Origin of the sequence: Streptomyces sp. enrichment culture (assembly GCF_964273255.1) — a bacterium.
In the GTDB taxonomy this organism is placed as follows: Bacteria; Actinomycetota; Actinomycetes; order Streptomycetales; family Streptomycetaceae; genus Streptomyces.
Map to the genome: position 1 here is coordinate 6,349,667 of NZ_OZ186835.1, position 19,772 is coordinate 6,369,438.

Annotated in this window: 18 protein-coding genes and 1 pseudogene; 13 read left to right on the plus strand and 6 right to left on the minus strand. The window is 73.8% G+C overall.

From position 1 onward, the window contains the following. Positions 1-140: 140 nt before the first annotated feature. Positions 141-869: a lysophospholipid acyltransferase family protein gene (locus ACSU53_RS27740; protein WP_432058847.1), complete on the minus strand. Its 729-nt coding sequence runs from the start codon at positions 867-869 to the stop codon at positions 141-143. 388 nt (positions 870-1,257) lie between these two features. On the opposite strand from ACSU53_RS27740, the gene ACSU53_RS27745 reads away from it, so the two are divergent. From ACSU53_RS27745 to ACSU53_RS27760, 4 genes are all read left to right on the plus strand, one after another. After that, entirely contained in the window at positions 1,258-1,563 is a 306-nt protein-coding gene (locus tag ACSU53_RS27745; protein ID WP_437033445.1) for a TlpA family protein disulfide reductase, read from the plus strand. Positions 1,564-1,764: 201 nt separating this feature from the next. Continuing rightward, entirely contained in the window at positions 1,765-2,277 is a 513-nt protein-coding gene (locus tag ACSU53_RS27750; RefSeq protein WP_437032100.1) for a flavin reductase family protein, read from the plus strand. A gap of 214 nt (positions 2,278-2,491) precedes the next feature. Continuing rightward, complete coding sequence (locus ACSU53_RS27755) at positions 2,492-3,280, plus strand: electron transfer flavoprotein subunit beta/FixA family protein (protein WP_437032102.1); 789 nt, start codon at positions 2,492-2,494, stop codon at positions 3,278-3,280. 63 nt (positions 3,281-3,343) lie between these two features. After that, on the plus strand, positions 3,344-4,306 hold the full coding sequence (locus tag ACSU53_RS27760; RefSeq protein ID WP_437032104.1) for an electron transfer flavoprotein subunit alpha/FixB family protein: 963 nt from the start codon (positions 3,344-3,346) through the stop codon (positions 4,304-4,306). A 24-nt stretch (positions 4,307-4,330) separates the two neighbouring features. On the opposite strand, the pseudogene ACSU53_RS27765 reads toward ACSU53_RS27760, so the two are convergent. After that, a pseudogene (locus ACSU53_RS27765) lies at positions 4,331-5,270 on the minus strand (endonuclease/exonuclease/phosphatase family protein). A gap of 257 nt (positions 5,271-5,527) precedes the next feature. Between ACSU53_RS27765 and ACSU53_RS27770 the strand changes: the two are divergent. The 4 genes from ACSU53_RS27770 to ACSU53_RS27785 all read left to right on the plus strand — a co-directional run bounded on the left by ACSU53_RS27770 (position 5,528) and on the right by ACSU53_RS27785 (position 9,460). Then, positions 5,528-6,859, plus strand: a complete 1,332-nt coding sequence (locus tag ACSU53_RS27770) for a DUF6986 family protein (RefSeq protein ID WP_437032105.1) — start codon at positions 5,528-5,530, stop codon at positions 6,857-6,859. 105 nt (positions 6,860-6,964) lie between these two features. Then, complete coding sequence (locus tag ACSU53_RS27775; protein WP_437032108.1) at positions 6,965-7,462, plus strand: DUF2975 domain-containing protein; 498 nt, start codon at positions 6,965-6,967, stop codon at positions 7,460-7,462. After that, a complete protein-coding gene (locus tag ACSU53_RS27780) occupies positions 7,462-7,710 on the plus strand; it encodes a helix-turn-helix domain-containing protein (protein ID WP_437032110.1) in 249 nt (82 codons plus the stop codon). Before ACSU53_RS27775 ends, ACSU53_RS27780 begins: the two co-directional genes overlap by 1 nt. A gap of 49 nt (positions 7,711-7,759) precedes the next feature. Beyond that, positions 7,760-9,460: a serine/threonine-protein kinase gene (locus tag ACSU53_RS27785; RefSeq protein ID WP_437032112.1), complete on the plus strand. Its 1,701-nt coding sequence runs from the start codon at positions 7,760-7,762 to the stop codon at positions 9,458-9,460. Here the strand turns inward: ACSU53_RS27785 and ACSU53_RS27790 are convergent. Next, a complete protein-coding gene (locus ACSU53_RS27790) occupies positions 9,406-10,200 on the minus strand; it encodes a hypothetical protein (protein ID WP_437032113.1) in 795 nt (264 codons plus the stop codon). The two genes, ACSU53_RS27785 and ACSU53_RS27790, sit on opposite strands and share 55 nt — an antisense overlap. A gap of 13 nt (positions 10,201-10,213) precedes the next feature. Continuing rightward, positions 10,214-11,308: a LacI family DNA-binding transcriptional regulator gene (locus ACSU53_RS27795; protein ID WP_437032115.1), complete on the minus strand. Its 1,095-nt coding sequence runs from the start codon at positions 11,306-11,308 to the stop codon at positions 10,214-10,216. Between the two features lie 218 nt (positions 11,309-11,526). On the opposite strand from ACSU53_RS27795, the gene ACSU53_RS27800 reads away from it, so the two are divergent. The 3 genes from ACSU53_RS27800 to ACSU53_RS27810 all read left to right on the plus strand — a co-directional run bounded on the left by ACSU53_RS27800 (position 11,527) and on the right by ACSU53_RS27810 (position 14,193). Next, positions 11,527-12,480, plus strand: a complete 954-nt coding sequence (locus ACSU53_RS27800; protein WP_437032117.1) for an ROK family protein — start codon at positions 11,527-11,529, stop codon at positions 12,478-12,480. Positions 12,481-12,812: 332 nt separating this feature from the next. Then, positions 12,813-13,007, plus strand: coding sequence for a hypothetical protein (locus ACSU53_RS27805; RefSeq protein WP_437032119.1), 195 nt, complete (start codon positions 12,813-12,815; stop codon positions 13,005-13,007). A 142-nt stretch (positions 13,008-13,149) separates the two neighbouring features. After that, a complete protein-coding gene (locus tag ACSU53_RS27810) occupies positions 13,150-14,193 on the plus strand; it encodes an NUDIX hydrolase (RefSeq protein ID WP_437032121.1) in 1,044 nt (347 codons plus the stop codon). 346 nt (positions 14,194-14,539) lie between these two features. Here ACSU53_RS27810 and ACSU53_RS27815 read toward each other — a convergent pair whose 3' ends face one another. Next, entirely contained in the window at positions 14,540-15,901 is a 1,362-nt protein-coding gene (locus ACSU53_RS27815) for a dipeptidase (protein ID WP_437032123.1), read from the minus strand. 213 nt (positions 15,902-16,114) lie between these two features. On the opposite strand from ACSU53_RS27815, the gene ACSU53_RS27820 reads away from it, so the two are divergent. Then, entirely contained in the window at positions 16,115-17,371 is a 1,257-nt protein-coding gene (locus ACSU53_RS27820) for a geranylgeranyl reductase family protein (protein ID WP_437032125.1), read from the plus strand. Between the two features lie 316 nt (positions 17,372-17,687). Here the strand turns inward: ACSU53_RS27820 and ACSU53_RS27825 are convergent, their stop codons facing one another. Beyond that, a complete protein-coding gene (locus tag ACSU53_RS27825; protein WP_437032127.1) occupies positions 17,688-18,146 on the minus strand; it encodes a nitroreductase family deazaflavin-dependent oxidoreductase in 459 nt (152 codons plus the stop codon). A gap of 427 nt (positions 18,147-18,573) precedes the next feature. Here ACSU53_RS27825 and ACSU53_RS27830 point away from each other — a divergent pair, with 427 nt between their 5' ends. Next, entirely contained in the window at positions 18,574-19,299 is a 726-nt protein-coding gene (locus ACSU53_RS27830; protein WP_437032129.1) for a TetR/AcrR family transcriptional regulator, read from the plus strand. Positions 19,300-19,772 lie beyond the last annotated feature (473 nt).

The following is a 19,772-nucleotide window of genomic DNA, read 5'->3' on the forward strand; positions in this document are numbered from 1 at the left end:
CGAACGCACGGCGGCCGGCCGGGGACGACCACGTCCCCGGCCGGCCGCCGTGTCGTGTGCGGGCGCCCGGCCGCACCGCGGTCCCCGGGACGGGGCCGGGCGCGGCCGGGCGTCAGCGGGCCTCGGGAAGGGGCCGGGCGTCAGCGGGCCTCGGCCGCGCGGACCTGCTCCGGCGTCGGTGCCGTGCCGCCCAGGTGGGCGGGCATCCACCAGGTGTCCTCGGGGCCCTTGGGACGCACCGGGTAGGCGCGCTGCGCGGCCTCCAGGAGCTCCTGGACCCGCTCGCGCAGCTGGCGGGTGATGGCGCCCGCGTACTTGTCCCTGGACGCCTCCAGGGCCTCGCCCACGCGGATGGTGATGGGGATGTGGCTGCGCTTGAAGTTGCGCGGGTGGCCCTTGGTCCACAGGCGCTGCGTGCCCCACACCGCCATCGGCACCAGCGGCACCCCGGCCTCCTGGGCCAGGCGTGCGGCGCCCGACTTGAAGCTCTTGAGCGTGAAGGACGGGGAGATCGTCGCCTCCGGGAAGACACCGACGACCTCGCCCGAGCGCAGCGAGTCCAGCGCGTGCGCATAGGCGGCGTCGCCCTGCGCGCGGTCCACCGGGATGTGCTTCATGCCGCGCATCAGGGGGCCGGAGATGCGGTGGCGGAAGACGGACTCCTTCGCCATGAAACGCACCAGCCGCTTCTGCGGCAGCGCCGCCAGGCCGTTGAAGACGAAGTCCAGGTAGCTGATGTGGTTGCTCACCAGCACCGCTCCGCCCGAGCGCGGGATGTTCTCCGAACCCCGGCAGTCGATCTTGAGGTCCCACACCTTGAACAGTGTCTGGGCGAAACCGATCACGGGACGGTAGACGAGTTCTGCCATGAGCGGGGTGGAAACCTTCCTTCTCTGCCTGGGAAGGAGGAACTCCCAGTCGAAGTTACGCAGCCGTAGGTTTACGGCTCGTGGCTGATGGTGCCCCAATAACCGGCCGGGAACCAGCCCTGGTGCCCGCTTGCCGCGAGATTCTCGTCACGTCCGCGCCCTGATCCACCTCGTGCTTTTGCGCCGCCGTTACCTCGCGGGCGCCCCTGCCGTCCCCCGAGGGCGGAGCAGGCGGGAATCATCGTGTCCCCGCGGACGCTGCAGACAGTGACGACGTCCGAGGTGCCGCGCCGGCGGCGGAGGAGGGAACGAACAGGTGCCTGAGCGGGAGCGCGGCGTCGACGGGCCGCCCGGGGTCACCGGAGCCGGGCCGCCCTGGGAGGCGGCGATCGGCGCGCGTCTGGGCGGGCGTGCCACCCTCGTGCAGTTCTCCAGCGCCTTCTGCGCGCCCTGCCGCGCGACCCGGCGGATCCTCGCCGAGGTGGCCGGCATGGTCCCGGGGGTGACGCACGTGGAGATCGACGCCGAGGCGCACCTGGAACTCGTCCGCCGGCTGGACATCGTCCGCACCCCCACCGTGCTGGTCCTCGACGCGGACGGCCGCGAGGTGCGCCGGGCCGCCGGACAGCCGAGGACGGCCGACGTGATCGCCGCCCTGGGGGAGGCCGTCGGCGTCCGGAGCGGGGCGTCGTGACGCATCTCCCACAACCGCGGACCGGCTTGACGGTGTGTGCCACCTATCGTCAGCCTGACATCATGTCGGATCTCCTTCGCCCCGAGTGGGTACCCGGCCGTCCGGCGGCGCCCGGACGCGTCGCACCGCCGCGCGGACCGGCCCGGTGAACTGCCGCGCTCCCTCGCAACTCCCCGGTTCCCACCCGCAGAAGGACGGTTCATGACGGCCCCCTCCGACCTCCGCACCACCGCCCTGCCCGGTTCACCCGACCTGTTGCGCTCCGTCTTCCGGAAGCACGCCGCGGGTGTCGCGGTGATCACCGCGCGGGGCAGCCGGGGGCCGGTCGGCTTCACCGCCACCTCCCTGGCCTCCGTCTCCGCCGACCCGCCGATGCTCTCGTTCGGGGTCGGCACCGGTGGTTCGACCTGGCCCGCGATCGCGGCCGGCGACCACGTCGGGGTCCACGTCCTCGGCGAGCACCAGCGGGAGCTGGCCGCCACCTTCGCGCGCAGCGGCGCCGACCGCTTCGGCCCCGCCACCGCCTGGCGGGACGGGCCCGAGGGCGTACCGCTGCTGGACGGCGTGCTCGCCTGGACGGTGTGCCGCGTGGTGGCCCGGGTCCCGGCGGGCGACCACCGCATCGTGCTCGCCGAGGTGCTGCTGGGCGATCCGGCGGGCTCCGGGCGGCCGCTGCTGTACCACCAGGGGCGGTTCACGGGGCTGCGTGACTGAACGGGCCTCCGCGCTGCGCGGTGGTCCGGTTCCGGTTACGCTGCGTTGCGAAGGTCACAGTTCAAAGCGCTTGCTTAGCGGGAATGAACTGGGTGTACTGACGAGTAATATTTCGTTCGGAGCGTGGGTCGCCCCGACCGGGATCGGCCGCTTCAGGCGCCTATGCTGCCTGCAGGCAGGCAGCCAGAAATGACGATGCAGTAGGAGAGCCGGCGTGAGCTTGAGGATCGTTGTCACTGTGAAGTACGTGCCCGACGCCACTGGCGACCGGCACTTCGCCGATGACCTGACCGTCGACCGTGACGATGTGGACGGTCTGCTCTCCGAGCTGGACGAGTACGCGGTCGAGCAGGCGCTGCAGATCTCGGAGAACTCCGACGACGACGTGGAAGTCACCGTGCTGACGGTGGGTCCGGAGGACGCCAAGGACGCGCTGCGCAAGGCGCTGTCGATGGGTGCCGACAAGGCGATCCACGTCGAGGACGACGAGCTGCACGGCACCGACGCCATCGGCACCTCGCTGGTGCTGGCCAAGGCCGTGGAGAAGGCCGGTTACGACCTGGTCATCTCCGGCATGGCCTCCACCGACGGTGTCATGGGCGTCGTCCCGGCGCTGCTCGCGGAGCGTCTGGGCGTGCCGCAGGTGACGCTGCTGTCCGAGGTGTCGGTCGAGGACGGCACGGTCAAGGGCCGTCGTGACGGCGACGCCGCCTCCGAGCAGCTGGAGGCCTCCCTGCCGGCGGTGGTGTCGGTGACCGACCAGTCCGGAGAGGCCCGCTACCCGTCCTTCAAGGGCATCATGGCGGCCAAGAAGAAGCCCGTTCAGTCCTGGGACCTGTCCGACCTGGACATCGACGAGGACGAGGTCGGCCTGGAGAACGCCTACACGGTGGTGGAGTCGGCGTCCGAGCGCCCGGCCCGTACCGCGGGCACGATCGTCAAGGACGAGGGCGAGGGCGGCAAGCAGCTCGCCGAGTTCCTCGCGAGCCAGAAGTTCGTCTGAGCCGCACGGCTCGGCTCGCTTCCCGCCCCCTTCACACTTCGCAAGCAGGAGAGAAGAAGTCCCATGGCTGAAGTTCTCGTCTACGTCGATCACGTGGACGGCGCCGTCCGCAAGCCGACCCTGGAGCTGCTGACGCTGGCCCGCCGGATCGGTGAGCCCGTCGCGGTCGCGCTCGGCAACGGCGCCGCCGACACCGCCGCCACGCTCGCCGAGCACGGTGCGGTCAAGGTTCTGACCCACGAGGCCGCCGAGTACGCCGACTACCTCGTGGTGCCCAAGGTGGACGCCCTCCAGGCCGCCCACGCGGCCGTTTCCCCGACCGCGGTGCTGGTGTCGTCCTCCACCGAGGGCAAGGAGATCGCCGCCCGTCTGGCGCTGCGCCTGGGGTCCGGCATCATCACCGACGCCGTCGACCTGGAGGCCGGTGACGAGGGTCCGGTGGCGACGCAGTCGGTGTTCGCCGCCTCGTACACGACCAAGTCCCGTGTCTCCAAGGGCACTCCGGTCATCACCGTGAAGCCGAACAGCGCGGCCGTCGAGGCGGCTCCGGCCGCGGGCGCGGTCGAGGCGCTGGAGGTGTCCTTCTCCGCGCAGGCGACCGGGACGAAGGTCACCGGCCGTACGCCGCGTGAGTCGACGGGCCGTCCGGAGCTGACCGAGGCCGCGATCGTGGTCTCCGGTGGCCGCGGTGTCAACGGCGCGGAGAACTTCGCGGTGATCGAGGCGCTGGCGGACCAGCTCGGTGCGGCCGTGGGCGCCTCGCGTGCCGCGGTGGACGCCGGCTGGTACCCGCACACCAACCAGGTCGGCCAGACCGGCAAGAGCGTCTCGCCGCAGCTGTACGTCGCCGCCGGCATCTCGGGCGCGATCCAGCACCGTGCGGGCATGCAGACCTCGAAGACCATCGTGGCCGTGAACAAGGACGCCGAGGCCCCGATCTTCGAGCTGGTCGACTACGGCGTGGTCGGCGACCTCTTCGACGTCGTCCCGCAGCTCACCGAGGAGATCAAGACCCGCAAGGGCTGATCCTCCGCACTCCGCACGAGGCCCTCACGACCCCCCGCCGGTCGTGGGGGCCTCGGCGTGTCCCAGGGTCAGGGACGCCTGGACCGGGAGGTGGTCGCTGGGGAACTGCCCGCCCGGCGCGAAGGTGTTGAGCCGCGCGCGGTGCACCCGCACGCCCGGGGTGGTCAGGATCCAGTCGAAGCGGTCGCCGTCCGGCACCAGCGGCCGGTAGCCGTGGAAGGTCGCGTACGACGGCCCGCGCCGGTCCGCCGCGTCCCAGGTGTCGACGAGCCCGGCCCGCAGCAGCGTGCTGTGGACCGTGCTGCGGTGCGCGGCCGCGTTGAAGTCCCCGGTCACGATCACCGGCTGCGAGCGGGCCAGGGCGGTGACACGGGCGGCGATCAGGGCGGCCGACCGTTCACGGGCGGACGGGCGTGCGTTGTCCAGATGGGTGTTGAGCACGCACAGCTGCCGGCCGCCGTCCCCCAGGTCGCGGAAGCGGACCCAGGTGACCATGCGGATGTGGGCGTTGCCCCAGGTGTTGGAGCCGATCACGTCCGGGGTGTCCGACAGCCAGAAGTGCTCGTACTCCAGCGGGGCCAGCCGGCGCGTGTCGTACAGGACGGCCATGAACTCGTCGCGGCTGCCGCCCGCCCGGCCCGTGCCGATCCAGTCGTAGGCGGGGGCCCAGGTCCGCCGCGATGTCGCGCAGCTGCCCGTACAGGCCCTCCTGGGTGCCCACGACGTGCGGGCGTTCGCCGCCCAGGAGCCGGCGCATCACGGGTCTGCGCCGGGACCAGCTGTTGGGCTCCGCGGGGCTCGCGAAGCGCAGGTTGAAGGACATCACCTCCAGCGGGCGGCGCGCCCCCTGCTCGGCCGCGACCGGTGCCGGGGACAGTGCTGTACTGGACAGGGGCAGGGCGACGGAGGCGGCGAGTGCGGTCTTCAGTCCGAGGCGGCGCGGGACGCGGGCGCTGTGCGGCACAAGTGCTCCTTCGGCGCGGTGGGCGGCTCGGTGCGGGCGGTGTGCGGGCGGCTCGCGGGAGGGCCGGTGCGGGACGGGACGGCCGGTCCCCCTCGGGACGACGGTGCCAGAAAGTCGTGAACATGCCGAGATGGGGGAGCGGAACGCGCCGTGAAGGGTGTTGACCCGGTGAAAGGCCGCCGGATAACTTCGTTCTACGGATTGTTGATTCCGTATCGCGGAAGAAAGCGGTGCGGGGTGCTGCGAAGGGGTGCCGGATGGGCGAGGGTCAGCAGGAGCGGGTGGCGACGAGCCTCGCGGAGGCCGTCGGCAAGGAGATCGGGGCCCTCCTCGCACCGGTCGACGCCGAACTGGAGCGCCGCTACCCCGGCGACCCGGGCACCCGCCAGCCCGTCCACACCGTCTACGTCCCCGGCGAGGACTTCGCCGCCGACACCCCCCGGACGTGGGGCGACCGCGCGCTCGCCCTGCTCGACGAGCACGCCCCCGACGCCGCCTCGTTCGCCTCCGCCCTCGGGCTGGAGCCCGCCCTGGCCGAGGACGTCCACGGCCGCGTCCGGGCCAAGCTGGAGCGCGAGCCGGTCGAGGACCTGCGCGTGGACTTCGAGGACGGCTACGGCGGCCGCACCGACGCCGAGGAGGACGAACACGCCGCCCGCGCCGCGCGCCTGATCGCCGCGGGCCACGCCCGGGGCGCCGGCCGGCCGCCGGCCGGGAACGGCACCCCCGCCCCGTACGCGGGCATCCGCATGAAGTGCCTGGAGGCCGCGGTGCGCGACCGCGGCATCCGCACCCTGGACGTCTTCCTCACCGGCCTGCTGGCCGCCGGCGGACTGCCGGACGGCCTGATGCTCACCCTGCCCAAGGTGACCTACCCGGAGCAGGTCACCGCCCTGGTGCGGCTCCTGGAGTCCTTCGAGAAGGCGCACGGCCTGACGCCCGGCCGGATCGGCTTCGAGATCCAGATCGAGACCAGCCAGGCCATCCTCGCCGCCGACGGCACCGCCACCGTCGCCCGCATGATCGACGCCGCCCGGGGCCGCGCCACCGGTCTGCACTACGGCACCTTCGACTACAGCGCCTGCCTCGGCGTCTCCGCCGCCCACCAGGCCAGTGACCACCCGGCCGCCGACCACGCCAAGGCCGTCATGCAGGTCGCGGCGGCGGGCACCGGCGTCCGCGTCTCGGACGGCTCCACCAACGTCCTGCCCGTGGGCCCGCGCGAGCAGGTGCACGCCGCCTGGCGCCTGCACTACGGCCTGACCCGGCGTGCCCTGGCCCGTGCCTACTACCAGGGCTGGGACATGCACCCCGGCCACCTCCCGACCCGGTACGCCGCCGTCTTCGCCTTCTACCGCGAGGGCTGCGCCCGGGCCGCCGCCCGGCTCGCCCGGTACGCCGACCGGTCCGGGGGCGACGTGATGGACGAACCGGCCACCGCCAAGGCCCTCGCCGGGTACCTGCTGCGCGGTCTCGACTGCGGCGCCCTGGACCCGGCCGAGGCGGCGGGCCCGGCCGGTCTGACCCGCGCCGACCTGGAGCACTTCGCCGCTCCCCGGCGCGGCGGCCTGACCGCCTCCGCCCACTGATCCGGCGGACCGCGGCGGCCCCCGGCCGGCTGCCCTGGCCGACGCGCTTGCCGTACCTATCGAATTTCGATAGGTTCCCATCGCCGTTCGATGGAAGGGGACGTGATGGGACAGGTGACGGTGTTCGCGCTGCGCGCCGTACTGGCGGCGTTGCTGACGGGTTCGGCCGGGGTGCAGGGCCTGCTGGTGCCCCTGCTGGCGAGCGATCTGGAGGGCCTCGACGAGAGCTACGCGTACCTGCGCTTCCCGCTGCTGCTGATCGTGGTGCTGGGCGTGCTCGCGGCCCAGGTGGTCCTGGTCTGCGTCTGGCGGCTCGTCACCATGGTCCGGCGCGGCACCGTGTTCTCCCACGCCGCCTTCCGCTACGTGCACGTCGTGATCGGCGCGTTCGTGGCCGCCGCCCTGCTGGTGTTCGCCCTGGGCGCGCTCCTCGCGCCCGGTGAGGCCGTGGCACCCGGCATCGTGCTGCTGATCGGCGGGGCCGGCCTGGCCGTGCTCGGCGTGGCGCTCGTCGTCCTGGTCCTGCGGATGCTGCTCGCCCAGGCCGTGGCCCGGGACGTCGAGGCGGCCCGGATGCGGGACGAACTCGCCGAGGTGATCTGATGCCGATCGTCGTCGACATCGACGTCATGCTGGCCCGGCGCAAGATGTCCGTGGGCGAACTCGCCGAACGCGTCGGCATCACCCCCGCCAACCTGGCCGTGCTGAAGAACGGCCGCGCCAAGGCCGTGCGCTTCACCACCCTCGCCGCGCTCTGCGAGGTCCTTCGGTGCCAGCCGGGCGACCTGCTGCGCTGGGAACCCGACCCGGCCCCCGCGCCCGAGTCCGTGCCCGCCTCCGAAGCCCTCTAGGCTGTACGCCACACACGGGGTGGCGGGTCACGACAGGAACGGGGCAGCGGTGTCGGCGGGGGATGAGGGGCGGCCGGACGGGACCGGGCGGCTGCTGGCGGGACGTTACCGGGTCGTGCGGCAGCTCGGGCGCGGCGGCATGGGGGTCGTCTGGCAGGCGCGCGACGAGGTCCTCGGCCGCGAGGTGGCCGTCAAGGAACTGCGCACCTACACGGACGCCGCAGCCCCCGAACTGACCGAACTGGGGCTGCGGATGCGCCGCGAGGCCCGGGCCGCCGCCCGGGTCCGCCACCGGGCCGTCATCGCCGTGCACGACGTCGCCGAGGTGGACGGCCGCCCGCTGATCGTCATGGAACTGGTCGACGGCCCCTCCCTCGACGACGTCCTCCACGAGCGCGGCACCCTGCAGCCGCCGGAGGCGGCCCGGATCGGCGCGGAGGTCATGGACGCGCTGGCGGCCGCCCACCGCGCGGGCGTGGTGCACCGGGACGTCAAGCCCGGCAACATCCTCCTGGACCGCTCCGGCCGCATCGTGCTCACCGACTTCGGCATAGCCACCATGGAGGACCCCGGCGACGGGTCCGCCACCCACCTCACCCGCAGCGGTGAACTCGTCGGCTCCCTCGACTACCTGGCCCCCGAACGCGCCCGCGGCGCCGAGCCCGGCCCCGCCTCGGACGTCTGGGCCCTCGGCGCCACCCTGTACGCGGCCGTCGAGGGCACCGCGCCCTTCCGCCGCACCTCCGCCTTCTCCACCCTCACCGCCATCGTGGAGGACCCGCTGCCCGAGCCCGGCCGCGCCGGACCGCTCGCGCCCGTACTGCACCGGCTGATGGAGAAGGCGCCCGACGCCCGCCCCCGGGCCGAGGAGGCCCGCGACCTGCTGCGCTCGGTCGCGGGAGCCGCCGGCCCGGACGCCACGGCCGCCCCCGGCCCGACGGCTGCCCCGCACCGGCCCGCCGCTCCGGCCGAGCGCACCGAGACGGAACTCGACGTGCCCGCCGCCCGTGCGGTCCGTACACCCCCGCCGCCCCCGGTGCCCCCGTCCGGCCCGCCGCAGGCCCGCGACCTCAGCCCCGGGGCCGCCGCCCAGGCCGCGCCGGGACCGCGGCCCCGCCAGGGCCGCCTCCTGCTCGCCGCCGTGGCCGCGGTCGTCGTCCTGACCACCGCCGGCGTCACCGTCGCCCTGGTCGGCCTCCCGGACGGCGGCCGGGCGGACGCGCGCACCGGCGCCACCACCCCCGGACCCGGCCGCACCGGAGCCGACCCCCTGCGCACCCCCGAGGCGGCCGGCGACGACGGCGACGGCGACAAGGGCAACGGCAGCCGCGACGACGGACGCGACAGCGGCAGCGGCACGGACACCCCGGCCCGGGACAGCGCCGGCCCCACCGAACCCACCGCCCCCGCGACACCCGTGCCGACCGCGACCGGGCCCTCCTCCGGCGAGGTGCCGGGCGCGGGGGCGCCCGCCTGCCACGCCATCGGCGGCGGCCGGTACAACTGCCACGTCGGACGCACCGCCGCCTCCTACACCGCCGCCGGCACCCGCAAGGGCGTCCTCAAGGAGGGCACCAACTACTTCTACTGCCAGCAGAACCTCGGCCGCCGCGAGACCTACCGCAAGTGGACCAACGTCTGGTGGGCCCGGACCGACGACGACAGCGGCAACAAGGACGTCTGGGTCAGCGTCGTCTACGTGCGGGGCGGCGCCAACGACGGACCGGTCCCCGGACTCCCCGTCTGCTGACCGTCCAGGAACCGCTCCAGCCCGGAGTCCGTCACCTGCTTCTCCTCGGCGAACAGCCGCGTCCCCCGCGCGCACAGCCACCGGTCCGCGCGGGCCCGGGCGCAGAACTCCTCGGCGGTGGTGCCGAACAGTTCCCGCAACGCCGGGGAACCGACGAGCAGTTCGGTGAGCAGCTCCCGCTGCCCGGGGTGGACCCGCGGCACGCCGGTGCCGTCGTGCAGCACGCCGTGCCGGTTGACGTAGACGTGAGCCCCCGGCAGCGACGTCCCGTCGGCGAGGTCGATGCGCACGGCGGGAGCCGGCAGCCAGGCGCGGGCGTAGTTGCCGTCCGTCCGGTCGGCGCCCTCGCTGGCGTCGACGGCCGCGAGCTGCGCGGGATCCAGCCAGAGCACGAACAGCTCCCGTACCGTCCCCGGGGCTTCGACCGGCGACGCGGACACGTACCCCGCGCGGCTGACGTGCGCCGAGACACCCACGTCGACGCCCGTCACCCGCGCCCGCACCATCGGCACCGTGGCGACGATCCCCGACTCGGCCATCTTGTGGCGCAGTTGACCGGGACAGGCGTTGGAACCGACGGCGAGGACGGGCTCCCGGTCCGGGTGCACCAGCTCCTCCAGCGGCAGCAGCCGGTCGCCGTCGAGGAGTCCCGAGCCGGCCGGCCAGGCCCCCGGGTACAGCAGCGGATCCTCACGCGGGACTCCGGCGAGCCCCAGCGCCCGAAGGGTGCGGTCCTCCATGGCGGCCCGCCGCTCAGTCCGCCGGAGCCAACTCGCCCGAGCCGCGGGTGATCAGCCGGGTCGGCAGCTCGATGCGTTCGGGGAAGGGCAGGGCCCCGTCGAGCCGGCGGAACAGCCGCTCGGCGGCCGTCCGGCCGAGGGCCGCGGCGTCCTGCGCGACGACGGTGACGCCCGGCTGGAGCAGATCGCCGAGCTCGATGTCGTCGAAGCCGACGAGCGCCACCCGGCGCGCCTGCTCGGCCAGCACCCGGATGACCGTGACCGTCACCCGGTTGTTGCCCGCGAAGACGGCGGTGACCGGGTCGGGCCCCCGCAGCATGTCCTCGGCCGCCCGGCGCACCCGCTCCGGGTCGGTGACACCCAGCGACATCCACGACGGCGCCACCGGTATGCCCGCGTCCTCCATCGCGGCCCGGTAGCCGCGCAGCCGCTCGGCCGCCGTGTGGATGCGGGGCATGTCGCCGATGAACCCGATCCTGCGGTGCCCGTGGGCGATGAGGTGGGCGACACCGTCCCGGGCCCCGCCGAAATTGTCCGACACGACCACGTCCGCGTCGATCCGGCCGGCCGGACGGTCCACGAACACCGTGGCCACCCCCGCCCTGATCTCCGGCTCCAGGTACCGGTGATCGTCCCCGGCCGGGATGACCACCAGACCGTCCACCCGGCGGGCGCACAGGGCCAGCACGAGCTCCTGTTCGCGCTCCGAGTCCTCCGCGCTGGAGCCGTTGATCAGCAGCGCGCCGTGCGCGCGGGCCACCTCCTCCACCGCGCGGCTCAGCGGCCCGTAGAACGGGTCGGCGAGGTCCTCCAGCACCAGCCCGATGCTCGCGGTGCGGCCCTTGCGCAGCACCCGCGCGCTGTCGTTGCGGCGGAACCCCAGCGCCTCGATGGCCTCCTGCACCCGGCGCTCCGTCTCCGCGGTGACGCCCGGCTCGCCGTTGACCACCCGCGAGACCGTCTTCAGTCCCACACCGGCGCGGGCGGCCACGTCCTTCATCGTCGGACGGTTTCCGTAGCGGGCCCCGGGGAGGTGGTGGGTGCGGCGGTGCGTGTCCGGCACGGTGCGGTGTCCTGTCCTGTCGTCCACGGGGATGCGTACGTCCATGGGGTTGTATGAGGATGTGGCGTCGAGCATAGAACCTGGACAACGTTGTCACGGTCGGGAGACACTGTCCACCGTGCACTCCGGCCCGTACCCCACCGCGAGACCGGGTTGTGATGCGTCCCGTGTGTGCCCGTTGGTCTCACACGGTTCCTGCTCGGTACTTGTCTCATGGTTTGTCTCATGATTCGTCTCATGGTTGACGGGGAGATCCGACACTGATGCACACCGACCTCGTGGCCGCGCTCGACATCGGCGGCACCAAGATCGCCGGGGCCCTGGTGGACGGCCGGGGCGGCCTGCTGGTCCGCGCCCAGCGTCCCACCCCTGCGCGGCAGGACGGCGGGACCGTCATGCGCGCGGTCGAGGAGGTGCTCGCGGAGCTCACCGCGTCCCCGCTGTGGCCGGGCGTCACCGCCGTGGGCATCGGCAGCGCCGGCCCGGTGGACGCCTCCGCGGGCACCGTGAGCCCGGTGAACGTCCCCGGCTGGCGGGACTTCCCCCTGGTCGCCCGCGTCCGCGCGGTGACCGGGGACCTGCCCGTGGAACTCATCGGGGATGGCGTGGCCATCGCGGCGGCCGAACACTGGCAGGGCGCCGCCCGCGGCCACGACAACGCGCTGTGCATGGTCGTCTCGACCGGGGTCGGCGGCGGACTCGTCCTCGGCGGACGGCTCCACCCCGGCCCCACCGGTAACGCCGGTCACATCGGCCACATCAGTGTCGACCTCGACGGCGACCCGTGCCCCTGCGGCGCCCGCGGATGCGTGGAACGCCTGGCCAGCGGCCCCAACATCGCCCGCAGGGCCCTGGAGAACGGCTGGCGGCCCGGCCCCGACGGCGACACCTCCGCCGCCGCGGTGGCCGTCGCCGCCCGGGCCGGCGACCCGGTGGCCGTGGCCTCCTTCGACCGGGCCGCCCGGGCCCTGGCCGCGGGCATCGCGGCCACCGCCACGCTCGTGGAGATCGACATCGCGGTGATCGGCGGGGGAGTGGCCAAGTCCGGCGAGGTCCTGCTCGCCCCGCTGCGCCGGGCGCTGACCGAGTACGCGACCCTCTCCTTCGTCCAGCGACTCGCGGTCACCCCGGCCCGCATGGGCACCGACGCCGGTCTGGTGGGCGCAGCGGCGGCGGCCCTGGCCCGACGGGAGGACCCGGCGGTCGCGGGGGTGTGAGGGAAGGGCGGGGCGCGGTGAGCCGGGTGTCGTGCGGGTGTGAGTGCTGCTGGGGCGGGGCGTCCGGCGACGTGGTGGCCGTCCGGGCCTGGGCCATGGGGGCGCCTGAGCCGTGGGTGGGGCGGGCCGGGGGCCGTCGCCCTCGGGGGCCTGCGGGCGTGGGGCCGGGGCTGAGACTGCCGGGCCCGTGGTCGCGACTTCGGGGGACTGTCTCGGCGACGTCCGAGGGTGGGGGGTGGCGGAGCGCTGAGGGGCGCGCGTGTGCCGGATCAGTCCCGGCCGGTTTCCGTCCGGGGCGTGACCCCGGGGCGGTGGCGGCAGTTGAGCGGGGCATGAAGAAGCGCAGCATGCTCGCCATCGCCTCCCTGGCCACCGGTTTCGTCGTCGCGGCCGTCACGCCGTCCCACGCCCTCGGCGAGGACCTCGCCGGGGTCAGCGTCGACGACACCCTCAGTTCCCTCGACCAGGTGGCTGTCGCCTCGGACAGCCTGGCCCCCGCGGGTGACCTGGCGCAGGGCGACGACTGACGCCCCCTGGCCGGACGGCGCGGCGCCGGTGCCCTCACGCCGAGGGCGCCGGCGCCGTCGTTTCGCCGTTCTGAGCCCGATCTGGTTTCCGTGGCAGGGTGGAGCGGGCAAGCCACAGGGGGCCAACGGAAGAGGGGGAACCGTGATCGTCTGGATCAACGGTGCGTTCGGTGCGGGGAAGACCACCACCGCACGGGAACTGATCGAACTGATCCCGAACAGCACGCTCTTCGACCCCGAGATCGTCGGCGGGTCGCTGAGCCACCTGCTCCCGCCCAAACACCTCGCGGAGGTGGGCGACTACCAGGACCTCCCGATCTGGCGCCGCCTGGTGATCGACACGGCGGCGGCCATGCTCGCGGAGCTCGGCGGAACCCTCGTGATCCCCATGACCCTGCTGCGCCAGGACTACCGCGACGAGATCTTCGGCGGTCTCGCCGCTCGCCGCATCGCGGTCCGGCATGTGCTCCTCGCTCCGGCGGAAACGATCCTGCGCGAGCGAATAGCGGGCCGGGAGGTCCCCGAGGGCCTTCCGGACGGTGAGGTGCGGGTCCGCCAGTGGTCCTACGACCACATCGAGCCGTACCGCGGAGCCCTCGCCTCCTGGCTCACCGCCGACGCCTACCCGGTCGACAACGGCGCGCTGAGCCCGTACGACACCGCCGTACGGATCGCCGAGGCCGTCGCCGCCGGGTCGGTGCCCGCCTGCGACATCGTGCAGACCCCGGAACCCACGGCGGAGACGGTCGCCGCCGGCGTCCTGCTCTTCGACGAGCACGACCGCGTCCTCCTCGTCGACCCCACCTACAAGCCCGGCTGGGAGTTCCCGGGCGGGGTCGTCGAACCCGGCGAGGCACCGGCGCGGGCGGGCATGCGCGAGGTCGCCGAGGAGACCGGGATCAGCCTGGCGGAGGTGCCGGCCCTGCTCGTCGTCGACTGGGAGCCGCCGGCACCGCCCGGTTACGGCGGCCTGCGGCTCCTCTTCGACGGCGGCCGCCTCCCGGCCGCCGAGGCCGGCCGGCTGCTGCTGCCCGGCCCCGAACTGCGCGACTGGCGCTTCGCGTCCGAGGCGGAAGCGGCCGAGCTGCTGCCCCCGGTGCGCTACGAACGCCTCCGCCGGGCCCTGCGGGCACGGGAACGCGGCCGGGCCATGTACCTGGAGGCGGGCACGCCGGTGGGCCGCTGACCGGTGGGCCGGCGACGGGCGGTCGGCTCACCGGCGGGCCGCCTGGCCGGCCGCCCGGCGGCAGGGGCCGACGCATGCCGGCCGCGGGCCCGCGTTCGGCGACGGGGTTGTCGGTCCTGTCGGTCCCGGGCCGGTCTGCATGCGGCGGCCGGGGAGTGTCGGCCCGACCGGCGGGGGTGACCGGTCCCCGCCCGGGGGCGGGGACTTGGCGTCGGCCCTCAGACGGGAGTTCGGCGCTTGGTGCCCGGTGCCCGCCCGCGGACCGTCGGCCCGGGCGTCGGCCCGCGCGTCGGCCCGCACGGCGGTCCGATCAGATGGCCCGAGCAGATGGCAGGAGCGGGCGGGGTCAGCTCGTGCCGGAGGCGTAGTTGCGCAGGAACAGGGCCTCCGTGACCGACAGGCGCTCCAGTTCGTCGGGGGAGACGCTCTCGTTCACCGCGTGGATCCGGGCTTCCGGCTCGCTCAGTCCGATCAGCAGGATCTCGGCCTGCGGGTACAGCGCGGCCAGGGTGTTGCACAGCGGGATCGAACCGCCCTGGCCGGCCTGGCTCATCTCCTGGCCCGGGTAGGCGACTGCCATCGCGTCGGCCATGGCCCGGTAGGCCGGGCTGTCGGTGTCCGCCCGGAACGGCTGGCCCTGGCCGACCTGCTCGGTGCTCACCCGGGCACCCCACGGCGTGTGCGCCTCCAGGTGGGCCTGCAGCAGCTTGGTCGCCTCGGCCGCGTCGGTGCCCGGCGGCACCCGCAGGCTGATCAGCGCACGCGCGCTGGCCTGCACCGACGGCGTGGCGCCGACCACCGGCGGGCAGTCGATGCCGAGGACCGTGACCGCCGGGCGCGCCCAGATGCGGTCGGCGACCGTGCCCGAGCCGATCAGCTGCACGCCGTCCAGTACGTGGGCGTCCTGCCGGAACTGGTCGTCGTCGTACTGCAGGCCGTCCCACACCGCGTCACCGGTCAGCCCGTCGACGGTCGTGCTGCCATCCTCGGCACGCAGCGAGTCCAGCACCCGCACCAGGGCCGCCAGCGCGTCGGGCGCGGCTCCGCCGAACTGCCCCGAGTGCAGGTTGCCCTCCAGGGTGTCGATCTGCAGGCGCACCAGCGTCATCCCCCGCAGGGTGGCGGTGACGGTGGGCAGACCCGCACGGAAGTTGCCCGAGTCGCCGATGACGATCGCGTCCGCGCGCAGCAGTTCGGGGTGTTCCTCGGCGTACCGCTCCAGGCCGCCGGTGCCCTGCTCCTCCGAGCCCTCGACGATCACCTTGACGTGCACCGGAACGCCGCCGTTCGCCTTCAGGGCGCGCAGGGCCATCAGGTGCATGATCAGGCCGCCCTTGCAGTCGGCGGTACCGCGCCCGTACCAGCGGCCGTCCCGCTCGGTCAGTTCGAACGGCGGGGTGGTCCAGCCGGCGTCGTCCAGCGGCGGCTGCACGTCGTAGTGGGCGTACAGCAGCACGGTCCTGGCGCCCTCGGGGCCGGGCAGGAACCCGTACACGGACTGGGTGCCGTCCGGGGTGTCGAGCACCGCGACGTCCTGGAAGCCCTCGGCGGTCAGCGCGTCGACGATCCAGCGGGCGGCTCCCTCGCTCTCACTGCGGGGGAACTGGCCGAAGTCCGCCACCGACTTGAAGGCCACCAGTTCGGTGAGCTCCTCCTTCGCCCTCGGCATCAGCGAGGCGACGGTCGCGGCGACCGAATGCGACGACATGGGCACGCTCCTTGTGGGTGCGACGTTGTAGGGGTGTGAACTCCCCCGTGGCGGGGGAGGGCTCCCCGTACGAGCTGTTCGTGCGGTGTGGGAGGCGTCCGGTGTACGGGCCACCCATGCCGCCGATCCTCCCACAGCGGCCCCTGGTGATCGTCGCCGTAGGATGCGGGGGTCAAGAGCGGCAGGCGGCTGGATCGGGAGCAGTAGACCATCGTGAGCAGCGAGAACTCTTCAGCGGACGACGTGCGGCAGGTGTGGGACGTCGTCGTGGTGGGCGCGGGACCCGCGGGGGCCTCGGCCGCCTACGCGGCGGCGGTCGCGGGACGGAGCGTGCTGTTGCTGGAGAAGGCGGAGCTGCCGCGCTACAAGACCTGCGGCGGCGGCATCATCGGCCCCACCCGCGACGCGCTCCCGCCGGGCTTCGACCTCCCCCTGAAGGACCGGGTGCACGCGGTCACCTTCTCCCACAACGGCCGCTTCAGCCGGACGCGGCGCTCCCGGCAGATGCTGTTCGGCCTGATCAACCGGCCCGAGTTCGACCAGCAGCTGGTGGAGCACGCGCAGAAGGCGGGCGCCGAGCTGCGCACCGGCGCCACCGTGCAGCGGGTCGAGCAGCACGGCTCGGCCGTGCCGGACCGGCGCACCGTCGCCGTGGTCCTCCAGGGCGGCGACACCGTGCTCGCGCGGGCCGTCGTCGGCGCGGACGGCAGCGCCAGCCGGATAGGAGCCCACGTCGGCGTCAAGCTGGACCAGGTCGACCTGGGCCTGGAGGCCGAGATCCCCGTCCCGGACACCGTCGCCGAGGACTGGAAGGGCCGGGTGCTCATCGACTGGGGCCCCATGCCGGGCAGTTACGGCTGGGTCTTCCCCAAGGGTGACACCCTCACCGTCGGCGTGATCTCCCGGCGCGGGGAAGGCGCCGCGACGAAGCGGTACCTGGAGGACTTCATCGGCCGCCTCGGCCTGGCCGGCTTCGAACCGAGCATCTCCTCGGGGCACCTGACCCGCTGCCGGGCCGACGACTCGCCGCTGTCCCGGGGGCGCGTGCTGGTGTGCGGGGACGCGGCCGGGATGCTGGAGCCGTGGACCCGCGAGGGCATCTCCTTCGCGCTGCGTTCGGGCCGGCTCGCGGGGGAGTGGGCGGTCCGTATCGCGGAGGCGCACGACGCCGTGGACACCCGGCGCCAGGCCCTGAACTACGCCTTCGCCGTCAAGGCGGGACTGGGCGTCGAGATGAGCGTGGGCAAGCGCATGCTGGCCGCCTTCGAACGGCGCCCGGGCGTCTTCCATGCGGTCCTCACCGGCTTCCGCCCGGCCTGGAAGGCGTTCAAGGACATCACCCAGGGCTCGACGACCCTCGGCGAACTCGTCCGCACGCACCCCCTGGCACACCGTGCCCTGCTGGCCTTCGACCGACGCCCGGCGGACGCCGACACGACGGAACGCAGGGGCGACGCTTCGGGGCAGTGAGTCCCCGGCGGAGGTACTTGCTCCGGTAAGGGGCCGATGCTTCCAGGAGGTTGGTGTCTGCGGCGGGGGCGGCAGAGGCACGCAGGGGCGGGGCGCACAGGCCTCGGGGCGCAGCGGCCCCGACGGGCAGGGTGAGCGCTCAGCCGTGGGGGCCTGCCTGCTGCCCATCGGCCGACGTGGGCGGGGCGGGCGTTCGGCCGACCGGTGCTCCGGCCGGCCGGAGCTCACCGAGGGGGCCACGCGGAGGGGGTGCGGAGTCGGCGGGGCGAGCGGGGCGGACGTGGTGAAGCGGCGGGAGTGAAGCGGGCGCACGCTGTCAGCTCGTGAAGGTGATCCGGAAGACCGGGTGGTCCGGAGCGATACGACGCAGCTCGTCGTCGGAGGAGTCCGGACCCACGCCCTTGAAGAAGGCACCGACCTCGGCCTTCCAGCGCTTGAGGTAGGCGCGCAGCAGCGGCGGCTTGTCGTCGTCGGACACCTCGACGGCGGTGAAGGTGTCGACGCGCTTGCCCAGGCGCAGCTCCCCGCCGCCGGCCGCGCGCATGTTGTGGGTCCACTGGACGTGACCGCGGGCGGCGACGAGGTAGTGGGCCCCGTCCACCGTCAGCAGATTGACGGGCGTCGTCCGCCACTCGCCGGACTTGCGCCCCCGGACGGCGAGGATCCGGGAACCCCAGACGCCGAACCCCCGGCGGATCAGCCAGGCGACGCCGCGGTTGACGACACCCACGGTGAACCGGCCGGGCTTGATGACGTGCGGTGTGGGAGTGGACATGAGGGCCTCCTTGGACGGGATGGACGGGATGGGGCGAGGTGGGATTGGGCGGGCTGGGGTGCGTGCTGCTGCACAGAGCTCCGGCGGCTTGAGGGTGGCGGTCCGCCGCACCACGGCAGAGATCGGCGCTCACGTTTGCGAGCAGTGCTCTCGCTGTTGAAGTCAGTCTGCATGAGATCACCGCTCGAAAGCAAGAGCACTGCTCTTGTTTGTGTGCGCTGCTCTTGGTGGAGGGGGCCTCCCGTGTGGTCGGCTGTGCTCTTGTCGTCACCTGCTGGTTCGGTGCGGTGTCGCAGGCGGCGGCGCTGTGGCACGGGGTGGTCTGGTCGACGGGCAAGTTTGCTGAGGGCGGCGTACATCGCTCTCGTTCGAGTGCGGTGCTCTCGCTTGTGCACAGTGCTCTCCATTCGGTGTCACACTGTCCCGCATGAGTACGTCGACGCCACAAGGCGCCCGCGCCCGGGCCAGAATCGAGATCACCGCGGCCATCAAGGAGACGGCCCGAGCGCAGTTGGCCGCGGAGGGGGCCAGCAAGCTGTCCCTGCGTGCCGTGGCCCGCGAGCTCGGCATGGCCTCGTCCGCGTTGTACCGCTACTTCCCCAGCCGCGACGACCTGCTGACCGCGCTCATCATCGATGCTTACGACTCCATCGGCGAGGCGGCGGAGGCGGCCCACGCCGGGGCCGAGGACGCCGGGCCGGTGCGGCGCTGGACCGCGGTGTGCGAGGGCGTGCGCAGCTGGGCGCTCGCGCATCCGCACGAGTACGCGCTGATCTACGGCACCCCGGTCCCCGGCTACACGGCACCCCGGACCACCGTGGCGGCCGCTTCCCGGGTGGGACTGGTGCTCATCGGCATCCTCCGGGAGGCCCATCGGGGCCTCGGTCTGGCCAAGCCTTCCCTGCCCGCCGAACTGCGGCCTGAGGCGGAGCGGCTGGCCGCCGACCTCGCGCCCGATCTGCCGCCCGAGGTGGCCGTCGCCATGGTGGCGGCCTGGGCACAGCTCTTCGGGCTGGTCGGGTTCGAGCTGTTCGGCCAGTTCAACCGCATCGTCGAGGACCGCGAGCGGTTCTTCCGGCATGCCGCCGGACAACTCGCCCACAGTGTCGGCCTGGTGTACAAGCAGCAGGGCGCGAGCCGGGACGGCGCCTGAGTCCGTCCGGGTCGCTCGCCACGGCCGACCTGGGGAGGACCGCGCTGTCCCCCGGGAGGCCGGCCAGGTACGCGGCCCGGCCTGCCGGACTCCGCTCGGCGTACTTCGCCGGGAGTAGGCGCGACCACCGCGCCCGGGTGACGCCGTGTGCCGTCCGTCGCGTCTAGCGTGGCCGCATGGACGAGCAGCGCGGGCACGGAGCCGGACGGAGCGGGCCCCGGCTGCCCGGCGGTCGTCCGGGCCGTCGGTGGCACCCATTGCGCCGGTGGCGCCGCGGTGCGGCTGCGGGCGGGGCCGACGACGGGGAACGGCCCGCACGGTTCCCCGCCGAACGCAGCAGGCGGCGCCGTCCGCCCGCATGGTGGACCGGCGGGGAAGGCGGACCCACCCCCGGCGCCGACCCCGGCCCCGATCCCGACCAGCGCCCCGATCCCGCCCCCGGCCCTGGTGCCGGCCCGGACGCCGACCCCAAG

Excerpts from the sequence above, each read along its gene's own strand:
- ACSU53_RS27740 (WP_432058847.1), bottom strand. The coding sequence starts at position 869 with ATGGCAGAACTCGTCTACCGTCCCGTGATCGGTTTCGCCCAGACACTG.
- ACSU53_RS27750 (WP_437032100.1), top strand. The coding sequence starts at position 1,765 with ATGACGGCCCCCTCCGACCTCCGCACCACCGCCCTGCCCGGTTCACCC.
- ACSU53_RS27760 (WP_437032104.1), top strand. The coding sequence starts at position 3,344 with ATGGCTGAAGTTCTCGTCTACGTCGATCACGTGGACGGCGCCGTCCGC.
- ACSU53_RS27770 (WP_437032105.1), top strand. The coding sequence starts at position 5,528 with ATGGGCGAGGGTCAGCAGGAGCGGGTGGCGACGAGCCTCGCGGAGGCC.
- ACSU53_RS27775 (WP_437032108.1), top strand. The coding sequence starts at position 6,965 with ATGGGACAGGTGACGGTGTTCGCGCTGCGCGCCGTACTGGCGGCGTTG.
- ACSU53_RS27780 (WP_437032110.1), top strand. The coding sequence starts at position 7,462 with ATGCCGATCGTCGTCGACATCGACGTCATGCTGGCCCGGCGCAAGATG.
- ACSU53_RS27790 (WP_437032113.1), bottom strand. The coding sequence starts at position 10,200 with ATGGAGGACCGCACCCTTCGGGCGCTGGGGCTCGCCGGAGTCCCGCGT.
- ACSU53_RS27795 (WP_437032115.1), bottom strand. The coding sequence starts at position 11,308 with ATGGACGTACGCATCCCCGTGGACGACAGGACAGGACACCGCACCGTG.
- ACSU53_RS27800 (WP_437032117.1), top strand. The coding sequence starts at position 11,527 with ATGCACACCGACCTCGTGGCCGCGCTCGACATCGGCGGCACCAAGATC.
- ACSU53_RS27805 (WP_437032119.1), top strand. The coding sequence starts at position 12,813 with ATGAAGAAGCGCAGCATGCTCGCCATCGCCTCCCTGGCCACCGGTTTC.
- ACSU53_RS27815 (WP_437032123.1), bottom strand. The coding sequence starts at position 15,901 with ATGTCGTCGCATTCGGTCGCCGCGACCGTCGCCTCGCTGATGCCGAGG.
- ACSU53_RS27825 (WP_437032127.1), bottom strand. The coding sequence starts at position 18,146 with ATGTCCACTCCCACACCGCACGTCATCAAGCCCGGCCGGTTCACCGTG.
- ACSU53_RS27830 (WP_437032129.1), top strand. The coding sequence starts at position 18,574 with ATGAGTACGTCGACGCCACAAGGCGCCCGCGCCCGGGCCAGAATCGAG.